At 67.2% G+C, this 17,923-nt stretch carries 17 protein-coding genes, 1 tRNA gene and 3 pseudogenes; 12 read left to right on the forward strand and 9 right to left on the reverse strand.

Going from position 1 to position 17,923, the window contains the following annotated elements; all coding sequences use genetic code 11:
- The first annotated feature begins 14 nt into the window (after positions 1–14).
- A complete protein-coding gene (locus ACIBP6_RS38645; RefSeq protein WP_397059112.1) occupies positions 15–1,034 on the forward strand; it encodes an SDR family NAD(P)-dependent oxidoreductase in 1,020 nt (339 codons plus the stop codon).
- Positions 1,035–1,458: 424 nt separating this feature from the next.
- Here ACIBP6_RS38645 and ACIBP6_RS38650 read toward each other — a convergent pair whose 3' ends face one another.
- The gene (locus ACIBP6_RS38650) at positions 1,459–1,743 is read right to left on the reverse strand and encodes a hypothetical protein (protein WP_397059114.1); all 285 of its coding nucleotides are present in this window, start codon (positions 1,741–1,743) and stop codon (positions 1,459–1,461) included.
- Here ACIBP6_RS38650 and ACIBP6_RS38655 point away from each other — a divergent pair.
- Positions 1,743–1,865 (forward strand): hypothetical protein, encoded by a 123-nt coding sequence (locus ACIBP6_RS38655; RefSeq protein ID WP_397059115.1) that lies wholly within the window; start codon positions 1,743–1,745, stop codon positions 1,863–1,865. The genes ACIBP6_RS38650 and ACIBP6_RS38655 overlap by 1 nt on opposite strands.
- Before the next feature lie 108 nt (positions 1,866–1,973).
- On the forward strand, positions 1,974–2,477 hold the full coding sequence (locus tag ACIBP6_RS38660) for a pyridoxamine 5'-phosphate oxidase family protein (RefSeq protein WP_397059117.1): 504 nt from the start codon (positions 1,974–1,976) through the stop codon (positions 2,475–2,477).
- A gap of 90 nt (positions 2,478–2,567) precedes the next feature.
- On the opposite strand, the gene ACIBP6_RS38665 is transcribed toward ACIBP6_RS38660, so the two are convergent.
- Together ACIBP6_RS38665 and ACIBP6_RS38670 are read right to left on the reverse strand one after the other, a co-directional pair.
- Complete coding sequence (locus ACIBP6_RS38665; RefSeq protein WP_397059119.1) at positions 2,568–2,762, reverse strand: hypothetical protein; 195 nt, start codon at positions 2,760–2,762, stop codon at positions 2,568–2,570.
- Positions 2,763–2,894 (reverse strand): annotated as a pseudogene (locus ACIBP6_RS38670) (Ig-like domain-containing protein); the annotation flags it as partial.
- Between the two features lie 280 nt (positions 2,895–3,174).
- On the opposite strand from ACIBP6_RS38670, the gene ACIBP6_RS38675 reads away from it, so the two are divergent.
- From ACIBP6_RS38675 to ACIBP6_RS38695, 5 genes are all read left to right on the forward strand, one after another.
- Positions 3,175–3,963 (forward strand): LLM class flavin-dependent oxidoreductase, encoded by a 789-nt coding sequence (locus ACIBP6_RS38675; RefSeq protein ID WP_397059121.1) that lies wholly within the window; start codon positions 3,175–3,177, stop codon positions 3,961–3,963.
- A 700-nt stretch (positions 3,964–4,663) separates the two neighbouring features.
- Positions 4,664–5,029, forward strand: coding sequence for a VOC family protein (locus tag ACIBP6_RS38680; protein ID WP_397059123.1), 366 nt, complete (start codon positions 4,664–4,666; stop codon positions 5,027–5,029).
- Positions 5,030–5,597: 568 nt separating this feature from the next.
- Positions 5,598–6,995 (forward strand): PhoX family protein, encoded by a 1,398-nt coding sequence (locus tag ACIBP6_RS38685; RefSeq protein ID WP_397059124.1) that lies wholly within the window; start codon positions 5,598–5,600, stop codon positions 6,993–6,995.
- Positions 6,996–7,486: 491 nt separating this feature from the next.
- On the forward strand, positions 7,487–7,636 hold the full coding sequence (locus tag ACIBP6_RS38690) for a hypothetical protein (RefSeq protein WP_397059126.1): 150 nt from the start codon (positions 7,487–7,489) through the stop codon (positions 7,634–7,636).
- 300 nt (positions 7,637–7,936) lie between these two features.
- On the forward strand, positions 7,937–9,238 hold the full coding sequence (locus ACIBP6_RS38695) for an MFS transporter (protein ID WP_397059128.1): 1,302 nt from the start codon (positions 7,937–7,939) through the stop codon (positions 9,236–9,238).
- Between the two features lie 752 nt (positions 9,239–9,990).
- Here the strand turns inward: ACIBP6_RS38695 and ACIBP6_RS38700 are convergent.
- Entirely contained in the window at positions 9,991–10,887 is an 897-nt protein-coding gene (locus ACIBP6_RS38700) for a helix-turn-helix transcriptional regulator (RefSeq protein ID WP_397059129.1), read from the reverse strand.
- A gap of 238 nt (positions 10,888–11,125) precedes the next feature.
- Between ACIBP6_RS38700 and ACIBP6_RS38705 the strand changes: the two genes are divergently transcribed.
- A complete protein-coding gene (locus tag ACIBP6_RS38705) occupies positions 11,126–11,824 on the forward strand; it encodes an SDR family oxidoreductase (RefSeq protein WP_397059131.1) in 699 nt (232 codons plus the stop codon).
- Positions 11,825–12,531: 707 nt separating this feature from the next.
- Here the strand turns inward: ACIBP6_RS38705 and ACIBP6_RS38710 are convergent.
- Entirely contained in the window at positions 12,532–13,089 is a 558-nt protein-coding gene (locus ACIBP6_RS38710) for a DUF6461 domain-containing protein (protein WP_397059133.1), read from the reverse strand.
- A gap of 185 nt (positions 13,090–13,274) precedes the next feature.
- Positions 13,275–13,339, reverse strand: a tRNA-OTHER gene (locus tag ACIBP6_RS38715).
- A 637-nt stretch (positions 13,340–13,976) separates the two neighbouring features.
- Between ACIBP6_RS38715 and ACIBP6_RS38720 the strand changes: the two genes are divergently transcribed.
- Together ACIBP6_RS38720 and cutA are read left to right on the forward strand one after the other, a co-directional pair.
- On the forward strand, positions 13,977–14,519 hold the full coding sequence (locus ACIBP6_RS38720) for a DinB family protein (protein ID WP_397059135.1): 543 nt from the start codon (positions 13,977–13,979) through the stop codon (positions 14,517–14,519).
- A gap of 804 nt (positions 14,520–15,323) precedes the next feature.
- Complete coding sequence (gene cutA, locus ACIBP6_RS38725; protein ID WP_397059137.1) at positions 15,324–15,656, forward strand: divalent-cation tolerance protein CutA; 333 nt, start codon at positions 15,324–15,326, stop codon at positions 15,654–15,656.
- On the opposite strand, the gene ACIBP6_RS38730 is transcribed toward cutA, so the two are convergent.
- Positions 15,622–15,969: a hypothetical protein gene (locus tag ACIBP6_RS38730; RefSeq protein WP_397059139.1), complete on the reverse strand. Its 348-nt coding sequence runs from the start codon at positions 15,967–15,969 to the stop codon at positions 15,622–15,624. The genes cutA and ACIBP6_RS38730 overlap by 35 nt on opposite strands.
- Before the next feature lie 653 nt (positions 15,970–16,622).
- Here ACIBP6_RS38730 and ACIBP6_RS38735 point away from each other — a divergent pair.
- Positions 16,623–16,845: pseudogene (locus ACIBP6_RS38735) on the forward strand (IS5/IS1182 family transposase); the annotation flags it as partial.
- A gap of 176 nt (positions 16,846–17,021) precedes the next feature.
- Here ACIBP6_RS38735 and ACIBP6_RS38740 read toward each other — a convergent pair.
- Both ACIBP6_RS38740 and ACIBP6_RS38745 read right to left on the reverse strand, forming a co-directional pair.
- Positions 17,022–17,103 (reverse strand): annotated as a pseudogene (locus ACIBP6_RS38740) (transposase); the annotation flags it as partial.
- Between the two features lie 259 nt (positions 17,104–17,362).
- Positions 17,363–17,920, reverse strand: coding sequence for a DUF6461 domain-containing protein (locus tag ACIBP6_RS38745; RefSeq protein ID WP_397059141.1), 558 nt, complete (start codon positions 17,918–17,920; stop codon positions 17,363–17,365).
- Positions 17,921–17,923 lie beyond the last annotated feature (3 nt).

Below are 17,923 nucleotides of genomic sequence, written 5' to 3' on the forward strand. Positions count from 1 at the left end.
GCCAGACTGGTGTCATGACACAGAAACAGCACCTCATCGGGACCGGGTTCACCGCGGCGTCGACCGCCGACGACGTCCTGGCGGGCATCGACCTGTCGGGCACGAACGTCGTCGTCACCGGAGGCCACCAAGGGCTCGGCCTCGAGGCGACCCGCGCGCTCAGCAAGGCCGGAGCGTCCGTCACCGTGGCCGCACGCAATCCGGAGCGGGCCGCTGCCGCCCTGGAAGGGATCGAACGGGCCGAGGCCGGTCAGCTGGACCTGCTCGACCCGGCGTCGATCGACGCCTTCGTGGCCCGGTACCTCGACTCCGGGCGTCCGCTGCACATCCTGCTGAACAACGCCGGCATCCAGGGCGGCCCGCTGGTGCGGGACGACCGCGGCTACGAGTCGCACTTCGCGACCAACCACCTCGGCCACTTCCAGCTGACCAACGGACTGCTGCCCGCGCTGCGCGCCGCGCACGGCGCCCGGGTCGTCAACCTGACCTCCGGCGCTCATCGAATCAGCGACATCCGCTGGGACGACCCGAACTTCACCACCGGCGACTACGACGGTCACCTCGCGTACGCGCAGTCCAAGACGGCCAACATCCTGTTCGCCGTCGAACTGGACCGCCGGTGGGCCCACGACGGCATCCGCGGCTACGCCGTGCACCCGGGGATCATCGTCACCACGAACCTGGGGCCGTGGCGGCCCGAAGGCGCGGCACCGACACTCGGGTTCCCCGTGGACGCGCTGCGGGCCATGGGGTTGCTCGACGAGTCCGGCCGGCCGGTCATCGATCCCGACAACGAGAAGAAGACACCGCAGCATGGGGCGAGCACCAGCGTGTTCGCGGCGACCAGCCCGCTGCTCGACGGGATCGGCGGTGTCTATCTGAAGGACAACGACATCTCATCGCTCGATGAGGACCCGAAGCCGTTCGACATGGCCGGTGGCGAGTTCCCCTCGACCGACGTCGTGCCGCACGCCCTCGACCCCGAGTCGGCGCGGCGCCTCTGGGAACTGAGCGAAGAGCTGCTCAAGGTGTGACAACACGAAGCCGTCTACCGTAGCCACCGCAGGGCCGCGTCGACGCAGTCCTGCGGGCTGCTGTTGAAGGCGATGGCCGCGTCGGGCGCGTGCCGCCGGACCAGGTTGACCACCTTCTCGAAGAGTTCGCACAACGACTCCCCCTTCCGGATGCCGCCCCCGATGACCACGCACTCGTGTCTCCGCGGGCCAACGCCTCAGCGATCACTCCCTCAGGGTTCTCATCGGGCGCCACCAGGCACCAGTCCGCCTCGATGCCGTGATCGTCGAAACGGGCCTGACCGCGTGCCATCGCCGCCTGCACCGGCGCCGGGTCCCAGCCCTGGATCATGGCGGGATCGAGACCGATCACGAGTACTCGTGCCACTGCCACGCGCCCTCCCTTCTCGCTGAACGGTTCCACACCGGCATCGCGATCGGGCGCTCACGACAAGGTGACCCGCATGGTCCACGATGTGAACGATTTCGTGATCTTCTGGCCAGAGTCGCGACGCGAGCCGCCGCCGGCAGCCCGGAACTCCCACCCATTGTCTCCCCGGAAGACCTCGCGGAGGCAGAGTCCGCGCTGGGATTCCCGCTTCACCCTCTGCTCGCGCAGCTCTACCAGAGGAACGGTAACGGCATCCTCGGCCTGAGCGCATGCGTCGATTGCCGGAGCGAAGCGGGAACGGTGCTGTTGTTCGAGCCGAACCCCATCGACGATGGCCAATGGGCCTCAGCCTGGCCGATCGGCTCGACACCTGGATCGGTGGACAGGGGTGGTACGAGGAGGAGAACATCGACGAAGAGGTCGACATCCCCCGGTGGGAAGACGCGGCGAGCCGCGCGTGATCGTGCCGATCTCCGTACGCGACTGCCGTGTGTGTCGAGAATGCGGCTCCGGCTCCGTCCCAGGGACACCGGCGGAACGCCGGGCGGACCAAGAGGACGACGAAAGGGATGACCGTGCGACCGTACGAGATCACCGAGGTTCTGAACCGGCCGATCAGCCAGGAACTGCTGGCCCGCGACCTGACCCGCCTGGCCTACGTCGCCAAGGACGGCACACCGCGCAATGTCCCGATCGGGTTCACCTGGAACGGCTCGGAGATCGTCATGTGCACCTCGAAGAACGCCCCGAAGCTCCCGGCCCTGCGCGAGAACCCGACGGTCGCCCTGACGATCGACACCGAGGTGCACCCGCCCAAGATCTTGCTCATCCGCGGTCGGGCCGAACTGGACGTCGTCGACGGCATCCCGGACGAGTATCTCCAGGCCAGCGGCACCTACAGGATGACGCCCGAGCAACGGGTCGAGTGGGAGGCGGAGGTGCGCTCGCTCTACGACGGCATGGTCCGGATCGTCGTGACCCCGACGTGGGCGAAGCTGATCGACTTCGAGACGACTCTGCCGAGCGCGGTCGAGGAGCTGATCCGGCAGCGGGACGAGCGCCGGCGCGCCTGAGCCGCACGGACGTCCGCGGCCGGGAAGCGGGATGACCGCCTCCCGGCCGAGCGTCAAGCGCACTTACGGCTGGTTGTCTCGCCGTGTTTCTTATGGCAACGGTGCTTGCCGGTGATCGCGGTCGTGGTGGTGTCCGTGCCGCCGTCCCAGGTGACGGCGTCGGTGATCGTCGTCGTTGGTGACCTGAATCCGGTAGGTCACCGTCGTACCGACGCGGGCCGTGGCCCGGTCAACGGTCTTGTCGACCGACAACTCTCCCGGCTCCGGGTCGGCGGTGATCGTCACGGTGACCGGCTCGGAAGTGGAGGCCGCACAGACCTGGTCCCCTTCGTAGCGGGCGGTGATCCGGTGTTCGCCTTCGGCCAGGGCGGACGTGGGCAGCGTGGCGGTGCCGTCGTCGTCGAGGGTGGTGATGCCGAGCTCGGTGGTTGCCGTCCAGGAAGGTCACCGTCCCGGTCGGGGTGCCGCTGGTGCAGGTCACCGTCGCGGTCGACACGACCTGCTCACCGGGACGGCCTGAGCCCTGCGACGTACCGCTGTCTGCCTGCTCAGTGGTGACGGTCACCGGCTCGGACATGGACCCCAGGCAGGTGAAGCCGCCGTGAAGCGGGCGGTGATCCGATGTACGCCGTAGGGCTGATCGCGGGCCTGCCACCAGCCGGTCAGGAATGTCAGTGCGGGATGCTTGAGTGGTCACATGCGCTACGGCATCGACATCGCGATCCTTGGAGATCTCGCCGAGCCGTCTCGCCTGGTCACGCTCGCGCAGGAGGCCGAGGCCGCCGGGTGGGAGGCAGTCCTGGTCTGGGACCACCTCGCCTTCGTCTGGGGCGCCCCATCGGCCGACCCCTGGGTGGCCCTCGCCGCGGCCGCGCAAGCGACCTCCCGCATCAAGCTCGGCACGGCCGTGACCCCCGTAGCCCGCCACCGCCCGGAAGCTCTGGCCCAGACGGTCGCCACCTTCGACAGGTTGTGCGACGGCCGCGCCATCCTGGGCGCCGGCCTCGGCGGGGATGCCGGCGAGTTCACCGCTTTCGGCCGAGCGCGCCCCGGCGGCGCCGTCCTCGACGAGGCCCTGGAGGTCATCACCTCCCTGTGGTCCGGCGACGAGGTCCGCCACCATGGCGAGCATTACACGGTCGACGGCGTACGCCTTGCGCCTCTCCCGGTGCAGCGTCCCCGCGTCCCGATCTGGGTCGGCGGCACGGCCCCGGCCGCGCTCCGCCGCGCCGCCCGCTGGGACGGCTGGATCATCGGCGGCGACGATCAGGAGGGAAACATGGCTCTCACTCCTGACGCCCTTGCCGCCCAGATCAGTGGCCTGCACCTCTCGGACGTGGCCCTCATCGGCGTCAGCGACCCGGGCTCTTCGATCAGGCCTTATGCCGACGCGGGGGCCACCTGGTGGTTCGAGCATCTCCACGGCCGTCGCGGGCCCATGGAAGAGCTTGTGCGACGTATCAAGGCGGGCCCACCTCGCGGGTGAGCGTGCCCAGGCCGCGGCCTGTGGCGCAAGGTTTTCATCGTGGCTGAGATGTCCGACACGGGGGCATGGCTCGTCACCAAGCGCGTGCCGGGCTGCCCGCACCGGGTGCGTCAACATCGGAGTACTCGCCCACCACGTCGTCGTATCCACGTTCGAGGAGTCCAGCCGCTCCACGAGCGCTTTCGTGCGGCGACCGTTGATGACGGCGACGAGGCGATCTCTCGGTACCACCGGTTGTCCTCATGGACGGATGGCGGTGGCGGAGAAGGCCGCGGGAATCGCTCGGCCCTTTGGCGTCCGCCTTGGCTGACATGCCGGACGAGGAATGGCTCGCAGCCGAGAACGGCCCGGCTGGCCGCGCCCTGGGTGAAAGGCGATGAGTGTTCGGGGCGGTGCGACCCCTGTGCGGTGGTCGGATGAGCGCGGCGGCCCGGCCTGAAGCCGAACGTTCCAAGACCCCCGCCGGAGTGGACCCGAGCCAGGCACGGGCACTGCTGAGGGCCCGTTCAGCAATGATGCAAACTTGTGGCATTTAGGCCGATAAGGGTCGTTGTTGCACTTAAACGAACCGCGAAGATCGCGAGCCCCACTCACCTTAGTGTCGAAAGTACGCGGGGAATACGAGAACGACATTTACGAATAGCGGATGAATTGATAACTTTCAGAGCGCAATCACGTGGAATGTCATGAAGGAGAGCCAATGGCGGGTTCGACCCTGGGCAGCGTCACTCTTGGCAGCAGCGCCCCCGAGCGCCTGCGCGACTGGTACGTCTCCACGCTGGAGCCGGACGAGACGGCGATGGCGGGCTGCCTGATCAGCCTCCGCTTCGGAACGTTCCACCTGCTCATCGAGGAGCTTCCGGTGGCCGACAAGAGCCCGGAGACCGCCCGGACGACGTTGAACTTCGAGGTCGCCGACGCGTCGGCCGTCATATCGCGCATGCAGGAACTGGGTGCCACCTGGCAGAAGGAACCGCACTATCTCGAAGGCAGCCTGTTCGCCACCACGACAGACCCGGACGGCAACCAGGTGCAGGTCATGCAACTCGGCTTGGCACACAAGTAACCACACCGGGAAATAGTCCGTCCCATCCAGTACGGCGGCCGCCATTCGTCAGCCGAGCTGGGCATATATGAGCGCCATACGTACCCGCCCGGCGGACGCATCAGCGATGAGGCGCCTTGTGCCGCCCGATTCCGCCGGAGCCGCCTACCTGCGCGAGTCCGTGTCAGGCCCATGCATGATCGCCGCGTTCTCCCGACCGGAGAGCCGGCGGGTTCAGGCAGAACAGTCGTTCTGTTCACGCCGCCAGGCACGCGTCTGCGCCGACGCCGTCCGCCACCCCGGATCGCCTTCGCCGTGCCACCGGACGGGACAAGTCGCCGGCTGCTCAGGGTCTGACGACTTCCACCCAGTGGTGGCCGTCGGCGTGGGTGCGGGGGTTTCCCTCCTTGGCGCGATGCTCCGGTAGAGGCGCACGGGACCGACGACTCACAGGGGGCGTTCGGTACGGCGCCATCTTCGCTTCACCTCAGCGACATGGAGCACACGAAGCGTAGCCTGTGGCGCAAGTCACAAAGCGTTGCAAAGTACCACAAAGTCAAGCGTCGCGATGGACGAGGGAGTCGAGCACATGACCGAATTAGATCGCCGGGGATTCCTCCGGAACGGCCTGGCCGCGACCACCCTGGGCGTGGTGACCGGCGGACCGCTCGCCGCCCTATCCGCACGTACGGCGGACGCCTCCACGATGGTGAAGCGGCCCTTCAGCCCCGACTACGGACCGCTCGCACCCGTGAAGGACCACACCACCGGGCTGGAACTGATCAAGCTGCCCCGCGGCTTCGAGTACGTCACGCACGGCTGGACCGGAGACCTCATGACCGACGGTCGCCCGACGCCCGCCGCTCACGACGGGATGGCCGCGTTCCGGCCCAGCGAAAAGCTCAAGAGGCGGACTCCCGGCGAGGGCAAGGGCCACTGGACCGTGCTGGTCCGCAACCACGAGCTCGGCGACATGAACGGCGCCTTCGTCGACCCGGCCTACGACCCGGCCGCAGGCGCCGGCACCACCTCGCTGATCTTCGACACGCGCCAGGGCGAGTTCCTGGACAGCTGGGCCAGCCTCGGCGGCACGTACGGCAACTGCGCCGGCGGGCCCACCCCCTGGGGCAGCTGGCTGTCCTGCGAGGAGACGGAGATGGTCAACGGCGACATCCGGCACGGCTACATCTTCGAGGTGCCACACGACGGCGTCAGCACCGCCGAGCCGTACAAGGAGATGGGCCGTTTCACCCACGAGGCCGTGGCCGTGGACCCGCGCACCGGCTGGGTCTACGAGACCGAGGACAACACGCCAGGCGGTTTCTACCGCTTCCGGCCGAAGGTGAGGGGCGACCTGTCGCAGGGCGGTGTGCTGGAGATGATGTCGATCGGCTCGTCCGCGTACACCACCTACGCCGACGGCACGGGCGTCACCTATCCCGAGATCGGATGGGTCGTCATCGACGAGCCCGACCCCGGCCCCGGCGAGACCAGCGTCGCACAGCAGGGCATCGCCAAGGGCGGCGCGTCGTTCACCCGGCTGGAGGGCGCCTGGTACCACGACGGCAAGATCTACATCGTCAGCACCTACGGAGGGCCGATCAACCAGGGCCAGGTGTTCGAGTACGACATCGCCGACAACACCATGCGGGTGCTGTTCGCCTCGCCGAACGCGTCCGTGCTGAGCAACCCCGACAACATCTGCGTCAGCCCGCGCGGCGGCATCGTGCTGTGCGAGGACGGGTCGGGCGTGAACGGCCTGCACGGCCTCACCACCGACGGGGAGATCTTCCCGTTCGCGGAGAACGCCGTCGTTCTCCCCGCCGGCGGCGTGCCGGGCAAGAGCGTCGCGCCCGGCGACTACACCCACTCCGAGTGGTGCGGATCGGTGTTCGACACCAGAGACGGCGGGTGGCTGTTCGCCAACATCCAGGTGCCCGGCATCACCATCGCGATCACCGGCCCGTGGAAGAACGGCTCCCTGTAACCCTGGAGCTCACACCGGGACGGGCATTTCGCGCGCGTGCGGCGGCACCGGTACGCCCAGGGACCCGCTCCATCGGGCCCTGAACAGCCTGTCGACGACCAGCGCGGCAGCCACGGCACCAGTGCGGCAGCCACGGCCCGAGCGGCGTCGACCCGAAGAAGTGGCTGACGCCGTGCGTCTGCACGACCGCGGCCAGGGCCGCCGTCGAGCCCAGCCCGCTCAGGAGAACAGAACGGTCGCGCCCTGCGACCATCAGCGCCTGAGCGAGCTGGGCACCGACCAGCGCTGAGGTACGCGCCCTGGCCGCCTCCCGTGTGCAGCACGCCGCGATCCCGCCGCGCTGTTGAAGGCCCTCACCACGTCGATCTACCTGCGCCTGCTCATCACCGCCCTCCCAGCGTGCGCGCCACGCTGGCGCCGCGCGCCGGCGCCCAGCAGGCGAACTGGACTGGGATCACCGCGCGTGGTACTGCCCCCACGGCGGTCCCGCCGTGTGCGCGTTGTTCCCGGTGCTCCATCGCGAGCTGCGCGAGGGCGGCCACACCTACGCGCACCCCCTCGCGCGCCGCGTGCTGATCGGCCTGGACGGAACCCGGGTGGACGTGGCGGCGTTCGCCGCAGAGGTCGCGGCAGGCACGTAGGCGTACTCCAGAGCGACGGCCTCGCCACCGATACGCGGCACGACTTCTGGACGCGCCACGGGGATGGCCGAGGATCGCATCGACAAGCAGCTGGGGCAGGCGCCGCCCGGCGAGGACGGCGTGTCCGGGAGCGGAAGCCTGCGGGGAGCGATATTCGGTAGACAGCGTCATGCCTGATCAGTATCTTCGCCGGGTCCCGCCTCGCGCCCGTCCGAAGCCTGAACCACGGCGGCGGCCCTGCCTCTGCCGGAAGCGGCATCTCAGCCAGGAGTCGCACCCGCCAACGCAAGGAAATGGTCCGTGACCGACATCGTCCCGCTGCGCAGGAACGTGCGTTTTCACTTGTTGTGGATCGGCAGCGCGGTGTCTCGGTTGGGGTCGGAGTTCACCAGACTGGCCATGCCGCTGCTGGTGCTCGCGCTTACCGGCTCCCCCGGGCTGGCGGGCATCGTCGCCGGGGCCCGCACCGTCGCTTTCCTTCTGATCCAGATACCGGCCGGCGTCTGGGTGGATCGGTGGGACCGCCGCCGTACGCTGATCACCGCCCAGGGCCTCCAGGCGGTTGTCTCAGCGCTGCTGGCAGCACTGATCCTCACCGACCAGGTACAGATATGGCACTTCGTCACGCTGGCGGTACTCGACGCGCTGTGCGCCGCGTTCATCGAGCCTGTCCTGGACACGGCCATTCGCGGGATCGTCCCCACGAGCCAACTGCACAGCGCCTACTCCCAAGAGGAGTCCCGCACACATGCCGCCGGGCTGATCGGCCCTCCGCTCGGTGGCCTGCTGTACAGCCTGGGGCGTGCCGTGCCCTTCGTCGTCGACACCATCACCTTCCTTGCCGCCACGCTCTTCTACGCTCTGGCGAAGGTGCCGCGCCGCCCGGCGAACCACTCGCAGCCCTCCACACGAGAGGACGGCGAGGAGCAGCACCCGATCCGGCGTGGCATGCGCAGGGAAGCAGCCGAGGCCATCACCTGGCTGTGGCGCCAGCGGGGCCTGCGGGGGGTCACTGCGGCGATGATGGTCCTCAACCTGCTGGGCGGGGCATTCCTGATACCTCTGATCGTGCTCGTCGGCGAACGCGGCGGTGGTGCCCTCACCACCGGCACAGTCCTGGCCGGCCTCGGCATCGGCGGGCTGGCCGGGGCGCTGCTGTCGGGCCGCATCAGCAAGCTCCTGCCGCCCGGCAGGCTGCTGTTGACCGTCTTGACGGTCTTCGGTGCCGCGCTGGCGGCCACGGCGCTGCCGTGGGGGGCGTGGTGGCCGATGGTTCCCTTGGTGTTCATCACCCTGTCGACCCCCTCGCTGAACGTGGTGCTGAGCGTGGTGATCGCCCGGATGGTGCCAGAAGAGCTGCTTGGCCGGATGGGCGCGGTCCTGAGCATGGGCAGCATGGCGCTCAGACCCTTCGGCCCGGTCCTCGGCGGAGCGCTGGCTGCCGCACTGGGCGGCGCGGTGGCGCTGGTCGTACTGGGTGGGCTACTTGTCGTGACCGCTGCTGCAGCTGCGCTGAGCCGAGAGTTGCGCCGCTTCACCGGGGACGTCTCCCCGGCCGGAGGCGACGCCGTACAGCCGGGGGCAACCCCGACTGGTGCCTGAACAGGCGCTGACGGCTCCGCTGGACGGCGCCTGGCGGAGGCGGCGCAGGAGCCTGAGATCAGCTTATTGAGCAATTGCGGGAGCTGACGTCCGATGACGATATCGGTGTACGTAACGAGGCACGAAACCTCTTGCTTCGCATGGGAAAGACCGGAGAACCGAGCACCTGACGTCTGCGCGCCTCTCCGGCGATCACCGGGCCGGCGCCTTCACCATTTCTCGAATTCAACCGCATCAGGGAAGAGCCCGCTGATCCTCCCCGCAACGTCCGGCCTCGCCGTCTGAACATCCCACGAAGTGCTGTCGAAAGCTCGAAGACGAACATCAGGTGTCGATGAACCGGACCCGCGCCCCTCCGCCTCTCCATCCACAAGCTGTGGGTGAGGCTGGAACAACTGGAGAACCTGGCACGTCGACAGCCACACATCCCCGGGTATCTCGATCTGGGGAATCAGCCAGTCGATCGTCAATCGCCACTCGTAACCGTCGATCAGGGACCCGAGAGACCTGAGCAACTCTTCGAGGCCCAAGCAATGGCCGTCACGCCACATGGCGAACGTGAGCATCCGAGTCGCCGCCGCAGGGGCTCCTCCATCGAAGACCATACTGCTGAACATAGATCACAAAGGCCCTCCGAGATCTTCCCGAAGGGCCTTTGAGCTGCGAGCCGACAAGGGGAATCGGCCTCGCGGCCGTATCGCGCTGAAGCCTGGCCGTGATCCCGGAGAGCATCGGTTGGAGGGCGGCGCGCGTCAGCTCGGCTGGTTGGTGGGCTCTGTTGCCTGGGGGTGGGTGGCGTCCAGGCTGGCCAGGAGCTTGAGCCGGTCTTCGAAGGTGCTGCCTGGTTCGGCGGTGTAGACGGTGAGCTCGTACAGCGTCCGGTTGGACATGGGCAGGTCGAGGGACTGGAAGGTCAGCTCCAGGTCGCCGACCTGGGGGTGCCATAGCCGCTTGGTGCCGTCGTGGCGGATGCGGACGTCGTGGGCGGCCCACCGGCTGCGGAACTCGGTGCTGAGGGTGGACAGTTCGCCGATGAGTTCGCGCAGGGCGCGGTCGTGGGCCTCACGTCCGGCTTCGGCGCGCAGCAGCGCGGCGGCGACGACGGCGGCCGCGTCCCAGTCGACGAAGAACTGCCGGGAGCCCGGGTCGAGGAAGACATAGCGGGCGAGGTTGGCACGGCCGTGCTGGGCGGTGGTGGGACTGTCGAAGACCGGGGCGAGCACGCTCCGGGCCAGCGCGTTGACGGCGACGAGGTCCGTACGGCCGTTGCGCACGAACGCCGCCGACATCGTCATGGAGTCCAGCAACCACTGGACCGGCGGCGGGACCTGGACGTCCTTGCGGCGCGAAGGTGCCCGGCGGGCGGCGTGGGCCAGATCGAACAGATAGGTGCGTTCGTCCTGGTTCAGGCGCAGGGCCTGGGCCACCGCGTCGAGTACCTCTTCCGATACGCCACTGATGTGGCCCTTCTCCAGCCGCGTGTACCACTCGGTACTCACACCGGCCAGCACCGCGACCTCCTCGCGGCGCAGCCCGGGGACCCGGCGCCGGCCGCTGGTGGGCAGCCCGACCTGCTCCGGGGTCAGCTTCGCGCGCCGGGTGGTGAGGAAATCCCGGATCTGGTCGCGGTGGTCGGGTCGCTGCTCCATGCCTTCCACGGTAACCGCAGGGTTCGCGCAGGTGCGGTGGTTGAGGGGTTGAGCTTGTCCCCCCTATAAACGCGCTCTGCCTCGTGCGCGGCCAGGCGGATTTCCTGGGATCAGCAGGTTGAACGCGACCTGCGCTACGGAGACGGACCAGCTCTTGTCGTGGTGACCGGCCCGCCCGTCACCGTCGAAGCCCTCCTGTGATGCACCAACAGGACCTCCAACACCCGGGAGTATGACCATGACCGGCAAGACCGTACTGATCACCGGCGCGACCAGCGGCATCGGCGCCCACACCGCACGGTTGCTCCTCGACCGAGGCCACCGCGTGGCCGTCACCGGCCGCGACGAGACCAAACTCAAGTCCTTCCTCGACGAGACCGGCCACCCCGACCGGCTGCTCGGCATCATCGCCGACGCCGCCGACTGGCCGGCCACCCAAGCCGCCGTGACCCGCACCGTGGCACACTTCGGCGCCCTGCACGCCGCGGTGGCCAACGCCGGCTTCATCCCCGCCGACCACCCGCGCACCATCGCCGACGGCGACCCGGAGCTGTGGGCCCCCATGGTCCTCACCAACGTCCTCGGCCCCGCACTGCTGGCCAACGCCGCCCTGCCCCACCTCGAGACCACGGGCGGGCGGCTGGTGCTCATCGGCAGCGTCGCCGGCCTGAAGAACAGCCCCGCCAACCTCTACTCCGCCACCAAGTGGGCCGTCACCGGCATGGCCGAGAACCTGCGGATGTACGCCACCAGCCGCGGCATCGGCGTCACCCTCGTCAACCCCGGCATGACCGACACCGCCTTCTGGCAAGGCGACGCCCCGCCCTTCGCCCTGTCCCCCGAGCCCGTCGCCGAGGCCATCTGCTTCGCCCTCGGCCAACCGGCCGACGTCGACCTCAACACCCTGACCATCCGGCCGGTCGGCCAGCCCGTCTGAGGCAGATCTGACACCCTGTGGCGTCGCAGCCGGTCGTGAGCCGTGGTGTTCCTCTCGGAAGCGAGACAGCCACCCCGGCAGGTGGCCAGAGATCTCCTGGTCAAGTCCGCCGGTGAGACACGCGGGGTCCCCCTCGTGAGGAATGAGCTTCGGGCTTGTGCGAACACCGAGCACATCTCACGGAGGGGGACCGTGACCAAGCCTGGCAGGGAAATCTACGACGCCGCCGTACCGACGAGGTCTGTTAATCGCGACATAGCACGACCTGATGGGCATTCCCGGTTCTCCACAGAGGCGCGGCAGCGGCGCAGTTCCGAGATGCACGCATCCCTCCGGTCACGTCGAGCCCGCGTGACAGGATGACCCATGCTGCAATCCGGCCGGAATGGAACCGACAGCCTGCCCGACCGACCAACGGACGGATCTACGCAGGCCAACGAGCATCAAACCTTGAAGGTTTCCAGAGCCCGTCAGGCCCACATCTTCCTGGGCTCTCACGTAGCAAGATCATGGAGTATGTCTGCTGGGCCTACCCTGGACGCATGCCCGCGCGTGAACTGCCAGATCCGGCTCTACCCTCGCTGTCGGCCCAGTGGCGGTTGCATTGGCCGGACTGCCCGCCCATCGGCCATGAGGCCGCCCGCGGGCGGCGGCTTGATGCAGGATCTTCCCGTATGTAGAAGGGTCCTGCCCGTTTTAGCAGCCCATCAGGAAGACGGCGCTTCGTTGACCCACTCCTCGCTCAGCCTCACTCCTGTGGCGAGCTCAATGGCGGTCAGAGCGGCGGCCCAGCAGTCCTCCCCCTTCCTCCAATCGAAATAGGGAAGGACGGCCTGCACATTCGGCCACCGGCCCCAACCTGGCAGCCCCACCGCCTCTTCGGCGTACATGGCGTTGAAGGACAGCACCATCTCGCCATCGACGGCAAAGCTGACGCGATTGGTGGCGTTGACATTCCAGTAGGCGCTGTAGGCTCGCCCACCCACACTCAGGCGAGGAAGCACCGGCGAATCAACGCACTGAAACCCGTTGTACTCGAAGAGTGCTACGTGCCGATCCGAACGATCGACGAGCATCGCCCAGGGCGCATCATCCGACAGATCGGCGAACACCTCCTCATGCTCGAAGGCGTTCGTCTCGTAGACCTCGTACTGGCTCGCCCCGCTCACCCGTTGACCGATCTCCGCGAGACTCAACGCAGACGCCTTGCGGGGCACGAGCACCGTCCAGCAGATGGCTACCCCCATCCAGCTGTCGTCGAGCAACTGCCGAGTGCAGGTACGCCTCACGCGCCACGTCATCATCAACCACGTTTGCCCTCCATCGACCATGGCGAGGGAAAGATCATCGCAGGAAGGGCCGACAGAAGCCGGAGAGGTTGTTGTACGGAGCTGCTGTACAGAGATCAACAAGGCCCTCCAGGATCATCCTGAAGGGCCTTGAAGTGCAGAGCCGACGAGGGGAATCGAACCCCTGACCTTCTGTTTACAAGGTCCCCAAACGATCTTCGTCAGCGTTCGGACCCGTTCGCCGTGCAGTTCGGCGGCGCTCTCGTCGTCCGCATGCGTTCGCCTCGATTCGAGATCGTTCCCCCCGGTGGCTCCCAAGGTGGCTCCCGCAGCCTGCGGATTAAAAGTGGATCTTGCCTTTGGTTCCCTCGGACTCGTTGACCTCAGTGTTCGCCACCTCGGCTTCGGGTCACCGCAGAACCATTCCGCGCATGTTCCGGATCTTCGAAACCGCGCGTCGCGCGCACCTCGCCCTGCCTGATCATCCCGCCTGCCATCGACCCGCCCGAAGGGGAAGCGGGCCAGGGCCATGGGGTCAAGGTGGAGCGCCCCACTGGACGAACGACCTTGACCCCATGGCCCTGGCTTGCTCGGCTTGTCCCGGGTCGATGGTGGGCGGGATGATCAGGCTTCCACCTCAGCCACCGATGGACCCCATGCCCGGAGCGGTGATCATCCCGGAGTTGGAGCGCCCCCGCCGGAGGCTGGGTTGTGAGTTTCAGAGGTAAATGGCCGAGAATTTTCGGAGCTATTCGGCCGGAAGGCACCCGCTCCCGACATCACCGATGCGACATCTGCGGCATAGCGCTCCATGATCCGGACTATAGGGTTGCATCGGAATGAACCTCCACTTTGGAGTTGATATGACCAGCCCCGCCAGCCGGGACATCCTTCTGACCTTCGAGCACGCGCGATCCCGGCTGTTCGGGCGCCTTGAGGGCCTGACCGACGCCGAGTACCTCTGGGAGCCGGTCGGCGACTGCATCAGCCTCCGCCCCGGCGACGACGGCGTCTTCCGCGTCGACGCGGTCTTTCCGGAGACGAGCCCAGGGGTGCCGGGCCCCGTCACGACGATCGCCTGGCGCATCTGGCACATCGGCAACCTGTGCCTGCGCGGCTATGTGATCTACTTCTTTGACGACGCCCCCGAGTTCGGCGAGCGCGACGAGTGGCCGGGCACCGCGAAAGAGGGCATCGAGGCGCTCGCCGAGGACTGGGAGCACTTCATCTCCCGCCTCGCCGCCCTCGGCGACGAGCGCCTGCTGGCCCCGATCGGCATGGGCCCCGTCGAGAACGACAGGACCTACACCTACCTGAAGCTCGCGCTGCACGCCCTGGTCGAGGTCTCGCATCACGGCGGCGAGATCGGCCTGCTGCGCGACCTGTACATACGCCAAGGCGTCTGACAGGGCATCATCGGTGTGACTTTCGGCGATAGATGGCCGCGATTCTTCGGCGTTTCCTGGCGCTCCTCCATGATCTTCAGGCGGGGGGTCTGACCAGACAGAGAGCGCAGATTCTGTCCGGTCTTCCTCATGGTGGCCCCAGGTCGGCGGCGTAGAAAGGACTGCCGGTCAAACCCGGGCCAATGCGCCGAGCGCTCATCCACAGCCGAAACGCGGTCACCTCGGGCGACCATCCCGGGTCAGATTGTGCCCAAGATTCTCGGCCATTTACCTCTGAAACTCACAGGCTGGGTTCTCGCGTCCGCGTCGGGCAGGTGGCATCATCATCATGATGATGATCGTCAGTTGAGGTCAGGGTGGGGAGGTATCTGTTCGACTCAGATTGGGGCACTCGCTCTGATCGTTCTTGCGCTCGTATTCGCGAGGTTCGTCTGTTTGGCGCTCCTGGAGAGAAGGACCCGACAGGTATCGGCTGCGTGTGAGGCGAGAGGAGGACGCATGAGAGGTTCACTGGTTGTCGTTGCTGGGATTGAGACAGCATGGGCGGTCGGTACGAGTGTCGTGGCGGGCTCGCCCCTCCTGACCTGAGCTGACGATCATTCTGAAGTCTGCGGCGGCGGGCCGGCCAGGTCGGTGGGGCGGTTAACACGGCGGGGCCGCGTCTACGGCGACGCCCCGCGCGGCGCCCTGGCCGTGACCGGCCCCCAGGGCCGCAGCGCGGCCGGGGGACGCTGGCGCGGGGCGTACGGCGGCGCGGCGCGCCGCCCTTGATCCTCATGAGAACAATTCGGCAATGTAAGCGACGTGGCCGACTTCCTTGAAGTCCGTGTGACCGTGCCTGCTCGCGACGAGGCTGAGCGGATCTGCTCGGCTGTCATAGCTCGGCGCCTGGCAGCCGCGGTGCAAGTGGTCGCTCCGATCACGTCTGTGTACTGGTGGCGTGGGGAGATCAACCGGGCTGATGAGTGGCTGCTGTACATGATCACCACAGCCCAGCGGTTCGACGAGTTGGCGGCGTGCGTTCGGGAGCTTCACTCCTACGAGGTACCGCAGATTGTGGCCGTACCTCTGGTGATCGGCACCGCTGACTACCTGGAGTGGATCAGGCGGGAGACGAGCCCAGAGCGCGACGCTTAGAGATCAGGTCACCGAGCAGTTCGCGAGCGACGTGGTTGAGCTGGCTGGCCAAGGTCTTTTCGATGGTGCCGAGGTGCTGAAGGCCCCACGTCGATTCCGTGCGCTGGGCTGATTCCAGGGCTCGGCGTGCGTAGATGACGCCTGCTGTGCTGTCGCCGATCTGGAACTGCGCCTGTTCCACGTCGGTGTAGATGATGGCGGTGCGCTTCTGGTCGGTGTGCTGATCGATGGAGCCCAATGCGCGTTGGGTGGCGCTCACCACATGGGCCTCGTCGCCGAGGCGTACGTGGGTGGAGAGCTGGAAGGCGGCCATACGGCCCTCGTCGAGGAAGCGGGTCCAGGCGTGGCGCGTTCCCGGTGCGGGCGGGCTCGGTGGAATGCCTCCTCGGCCTGGCGCAACCGCTCGACCGCCTGCCGGTCCCCCAGTTTCGCGAGCTGCTCAGCTTCCAAACAGAGCAGCCATGCGCGGGTCGCGTCGTCGCCCTGGTCGGGGAGGAACTGCTGCGCTTGCCGCACAGCGTCCAGGGCCTCCTGGAGGGTGACCCCCGCACCGCGACCGAAGCCATCTCCAGCGCTCTTCTAGGGAGGGAAACCCAGTGGCTCCCAAAGACGCCGAAGACACCCGTTGAAGATCGAAAAGAGGAAGGCCCCTGACGGCGTAACGCCTGTTCAGGGGCCTTTTACTGCAGAGCCGACGAGGGGAATCGAACCCCTGACCTTCTGTTTACAAGGGACTGTGAGATTGTCCACGTGCATCCACGACTGTCATGAATGCCTGCTCAGGGGCTTTCTTAGCTTGATCGGCCTCCAAGGACGTACACGGGCGTCCAGGGACGTTGTTAGCGACGCTGTTAGCAAGATCTGATAGAACCCTGCGGGGACGACCACGTACCTCGGCTTCACTGAGCCGGTCGCTCAGCGCTCTGCACTGCAGACACGAATCAGTCTTCGGCGCCTCCTCGGAAGACGGCGCACCGCCGCTTCACCGAGTGCAGCGCTGCGGAGTGTGGGCCAAGCTGCATCGGATCGTGCTGGACAAGCTCGGCGCCCGCGGCGAAGTGGACTGGTCACGGTCCGCAACTGACTCCGTCGCTTGCAGGCGACCAAAGGGGAGCTCGCAACCCTTCTTGTCGATCACGACAAGAAGGGGATGAAGATCCACCTCATAGCCGATCGGAACTGTCTGCCAGGCTGCTGTGCCGTCATCGCGCCATCGGCTGAAGTAGTAGTACGTCGCGCTCTTGGGTGGCAGGTCGTGCGGGAGATAGCCCCATTAAACGCCGGTGCGTCCCTGATAGCGGATGGCTTGACGATTTCGCGCAGTTCGTAGTCGCCCTGGTGGCCACTGACGGATGGGTGGGCAGGCCTTCCATGCCGTGAGCACCGGCTCGATCAAGGCCCATTGCGGGTCGGTTAAGTCGCTTGGGTACGGCTTGCGCTCGGCCACTCGGTTATCCCAAGCACAGCCGAGCCCGCCAAGCAGTAGTAACTGCTACAAATCCATCCGATTACACTACGACATCACGGACATAGACTCGCGAACCGCACTCTCACGCGAGAAATCAATCGCAGGAGAGATGAAGTAGGCGCCTCATGCTTCGTCGCAGGTCGAAGCCCACGAGTGCCAGCTCGGGCGGCGGGCTGAGTTGGCTGCCCCCGTGGCGATGCCGGTGGTGGACTGGCAGAATGACGGCGCCGCCATGTGGTCAGGTGAGTCGGAAGCTCTGGTGTTCCGAGCCCAGCCAGGCTGCGTCGAGGAGGCGGCCGGTCAAGCGCCGGATGAGGACAAAGGCGGCAAGCCGACATTCGCTGTCGGCCGCGGTGCCTTTGCCTAGGGGAAGGCCGTCTAGGAAAAGGTCGAGGGCTTGGGGTTCTTCGCCTGCCCAGTGCGGGCGCCGGTCCATAGTCGGCTCGAAGCTGGTCAGCAGCCGGCCGTCGGCGGCGTATTTCAGGGAGCTGACGCCGTTGACGTTCCACCAGTAATTGGCCGCTTGACCGCCGCCGCTGGACAGGGCCGCCAGGGTAGGCTTGTCGCTGCCTCTTCTGGTCGACTCCTCCAGGGCGAGCGTCCAGTCGCCAAAGCGGCCGATGAGGACGGTGTCGTCCTCCACCATCGGCCAGGTGGTGGTGTCGGCCGACGCTGGGTCAGCACCCAGTCGGCGGGCCACCTCTACCACGTCGGGCTCGTCGGACCAGGTTCCGCAAAAGCGAGGCAGCAGGCCGTACGGCTCCAGCACCTTCTCCTCGAACTCCGTCGAGTCCATCCG

The sequence above is a fragment of the Nonomuraea terrae genome (assembly GCF_044465245.1).
GTDB classification, from domain to species: domain Bacteria; phylum Actinomycetota; class Actinomycetes; order Streptosporangiales; family Streptosporangiaceae; genus Nonomuraea; species Nonomuraea terrae.

Excerpts from the sequence above, each read along its gene's own strand:
- ACIBP6_RS38655 (WP_397059115.1), top strand. The coding sequence starts at position 1,743 with ATGGGCCTCAGCCTGGCCGATCGGCTCGACACCTGGATCGGTGGACAG.
- ACIBP6_RS38745 (WP_397059141.1), bottom strand. The coding sequence starts at position 17,920 with ATGGACTCGACGGAGTTCGAGGAGAAGGTGCTGGAGCCGTACGGCCTG.
- ACIBP6_RS38685 (WP_397059124.1), top strand. The coding sequence starts at position 5,598 with ATGACCGAATTAGATCGCCGGGGATTCCTCCGGAACGGCCTGGCCGCG.
- ACIBP6_RS38645 (WP_397059112.1), top strand. The coding sequence starts at position 15 with ATGACACAGAAACAGCACCTCATCGGGACCGGGTTCACCGCGGCGTCG.
- ACIBP6_RS38730 (WP_397059139.1), bottom strand. The coding sequence starts at position 15,969 with ATGGCCGCCTTCCAGCTCTCCACCCACGTACGCCTCGGCGACGAGGCC.
- ACIBP6_RS38680 (WP_397059123.1), top strand. The coding sequence starts at position 4,664 with ATGGCGGGTTCGACCCTGGGCAGCGTCACTCTTGGCAGCAGCGCCCCC.
- ACIBP6_RS38720 (WP_397059135.1), top strand. The coding sequence starts at position 13,977 with ATGACCAGCCCCGCCAGCCGGGACATCCTTCTGACCTTCGAGCACGCG.
- ACIBP6_RS38660 (WP_397059117.1), top strand. The coding sequence starts at position 1,974 with ATGACCGTGCGACCGTACGAGATCACCGAGGTTCTGAACCGGCCGATC.
- ACIBP6_RS38675 (WP_397059121.1), top strand. The coding sequence starts at position 3,175 with ATGCGCTACGGCATCGACATCGCGATCCTTGGAGATCTCGCCGAGCCG.
- ACIBP6_RS38705 (WP_397059131.1), top strand. The coding sequence starts at position 11,126 with ATGACCGGCAAGACCGTACTGATCACCGGCGCGACCAGCGGCATCGGC.
- ACIBP6_RS38700 (WP_397059129.1), bottom strand. The coding sequence starts at position 10,887 with ATGGAGCAGCGACCCGACCACCGCGACCAGATCCGGGATTTCCTCACC.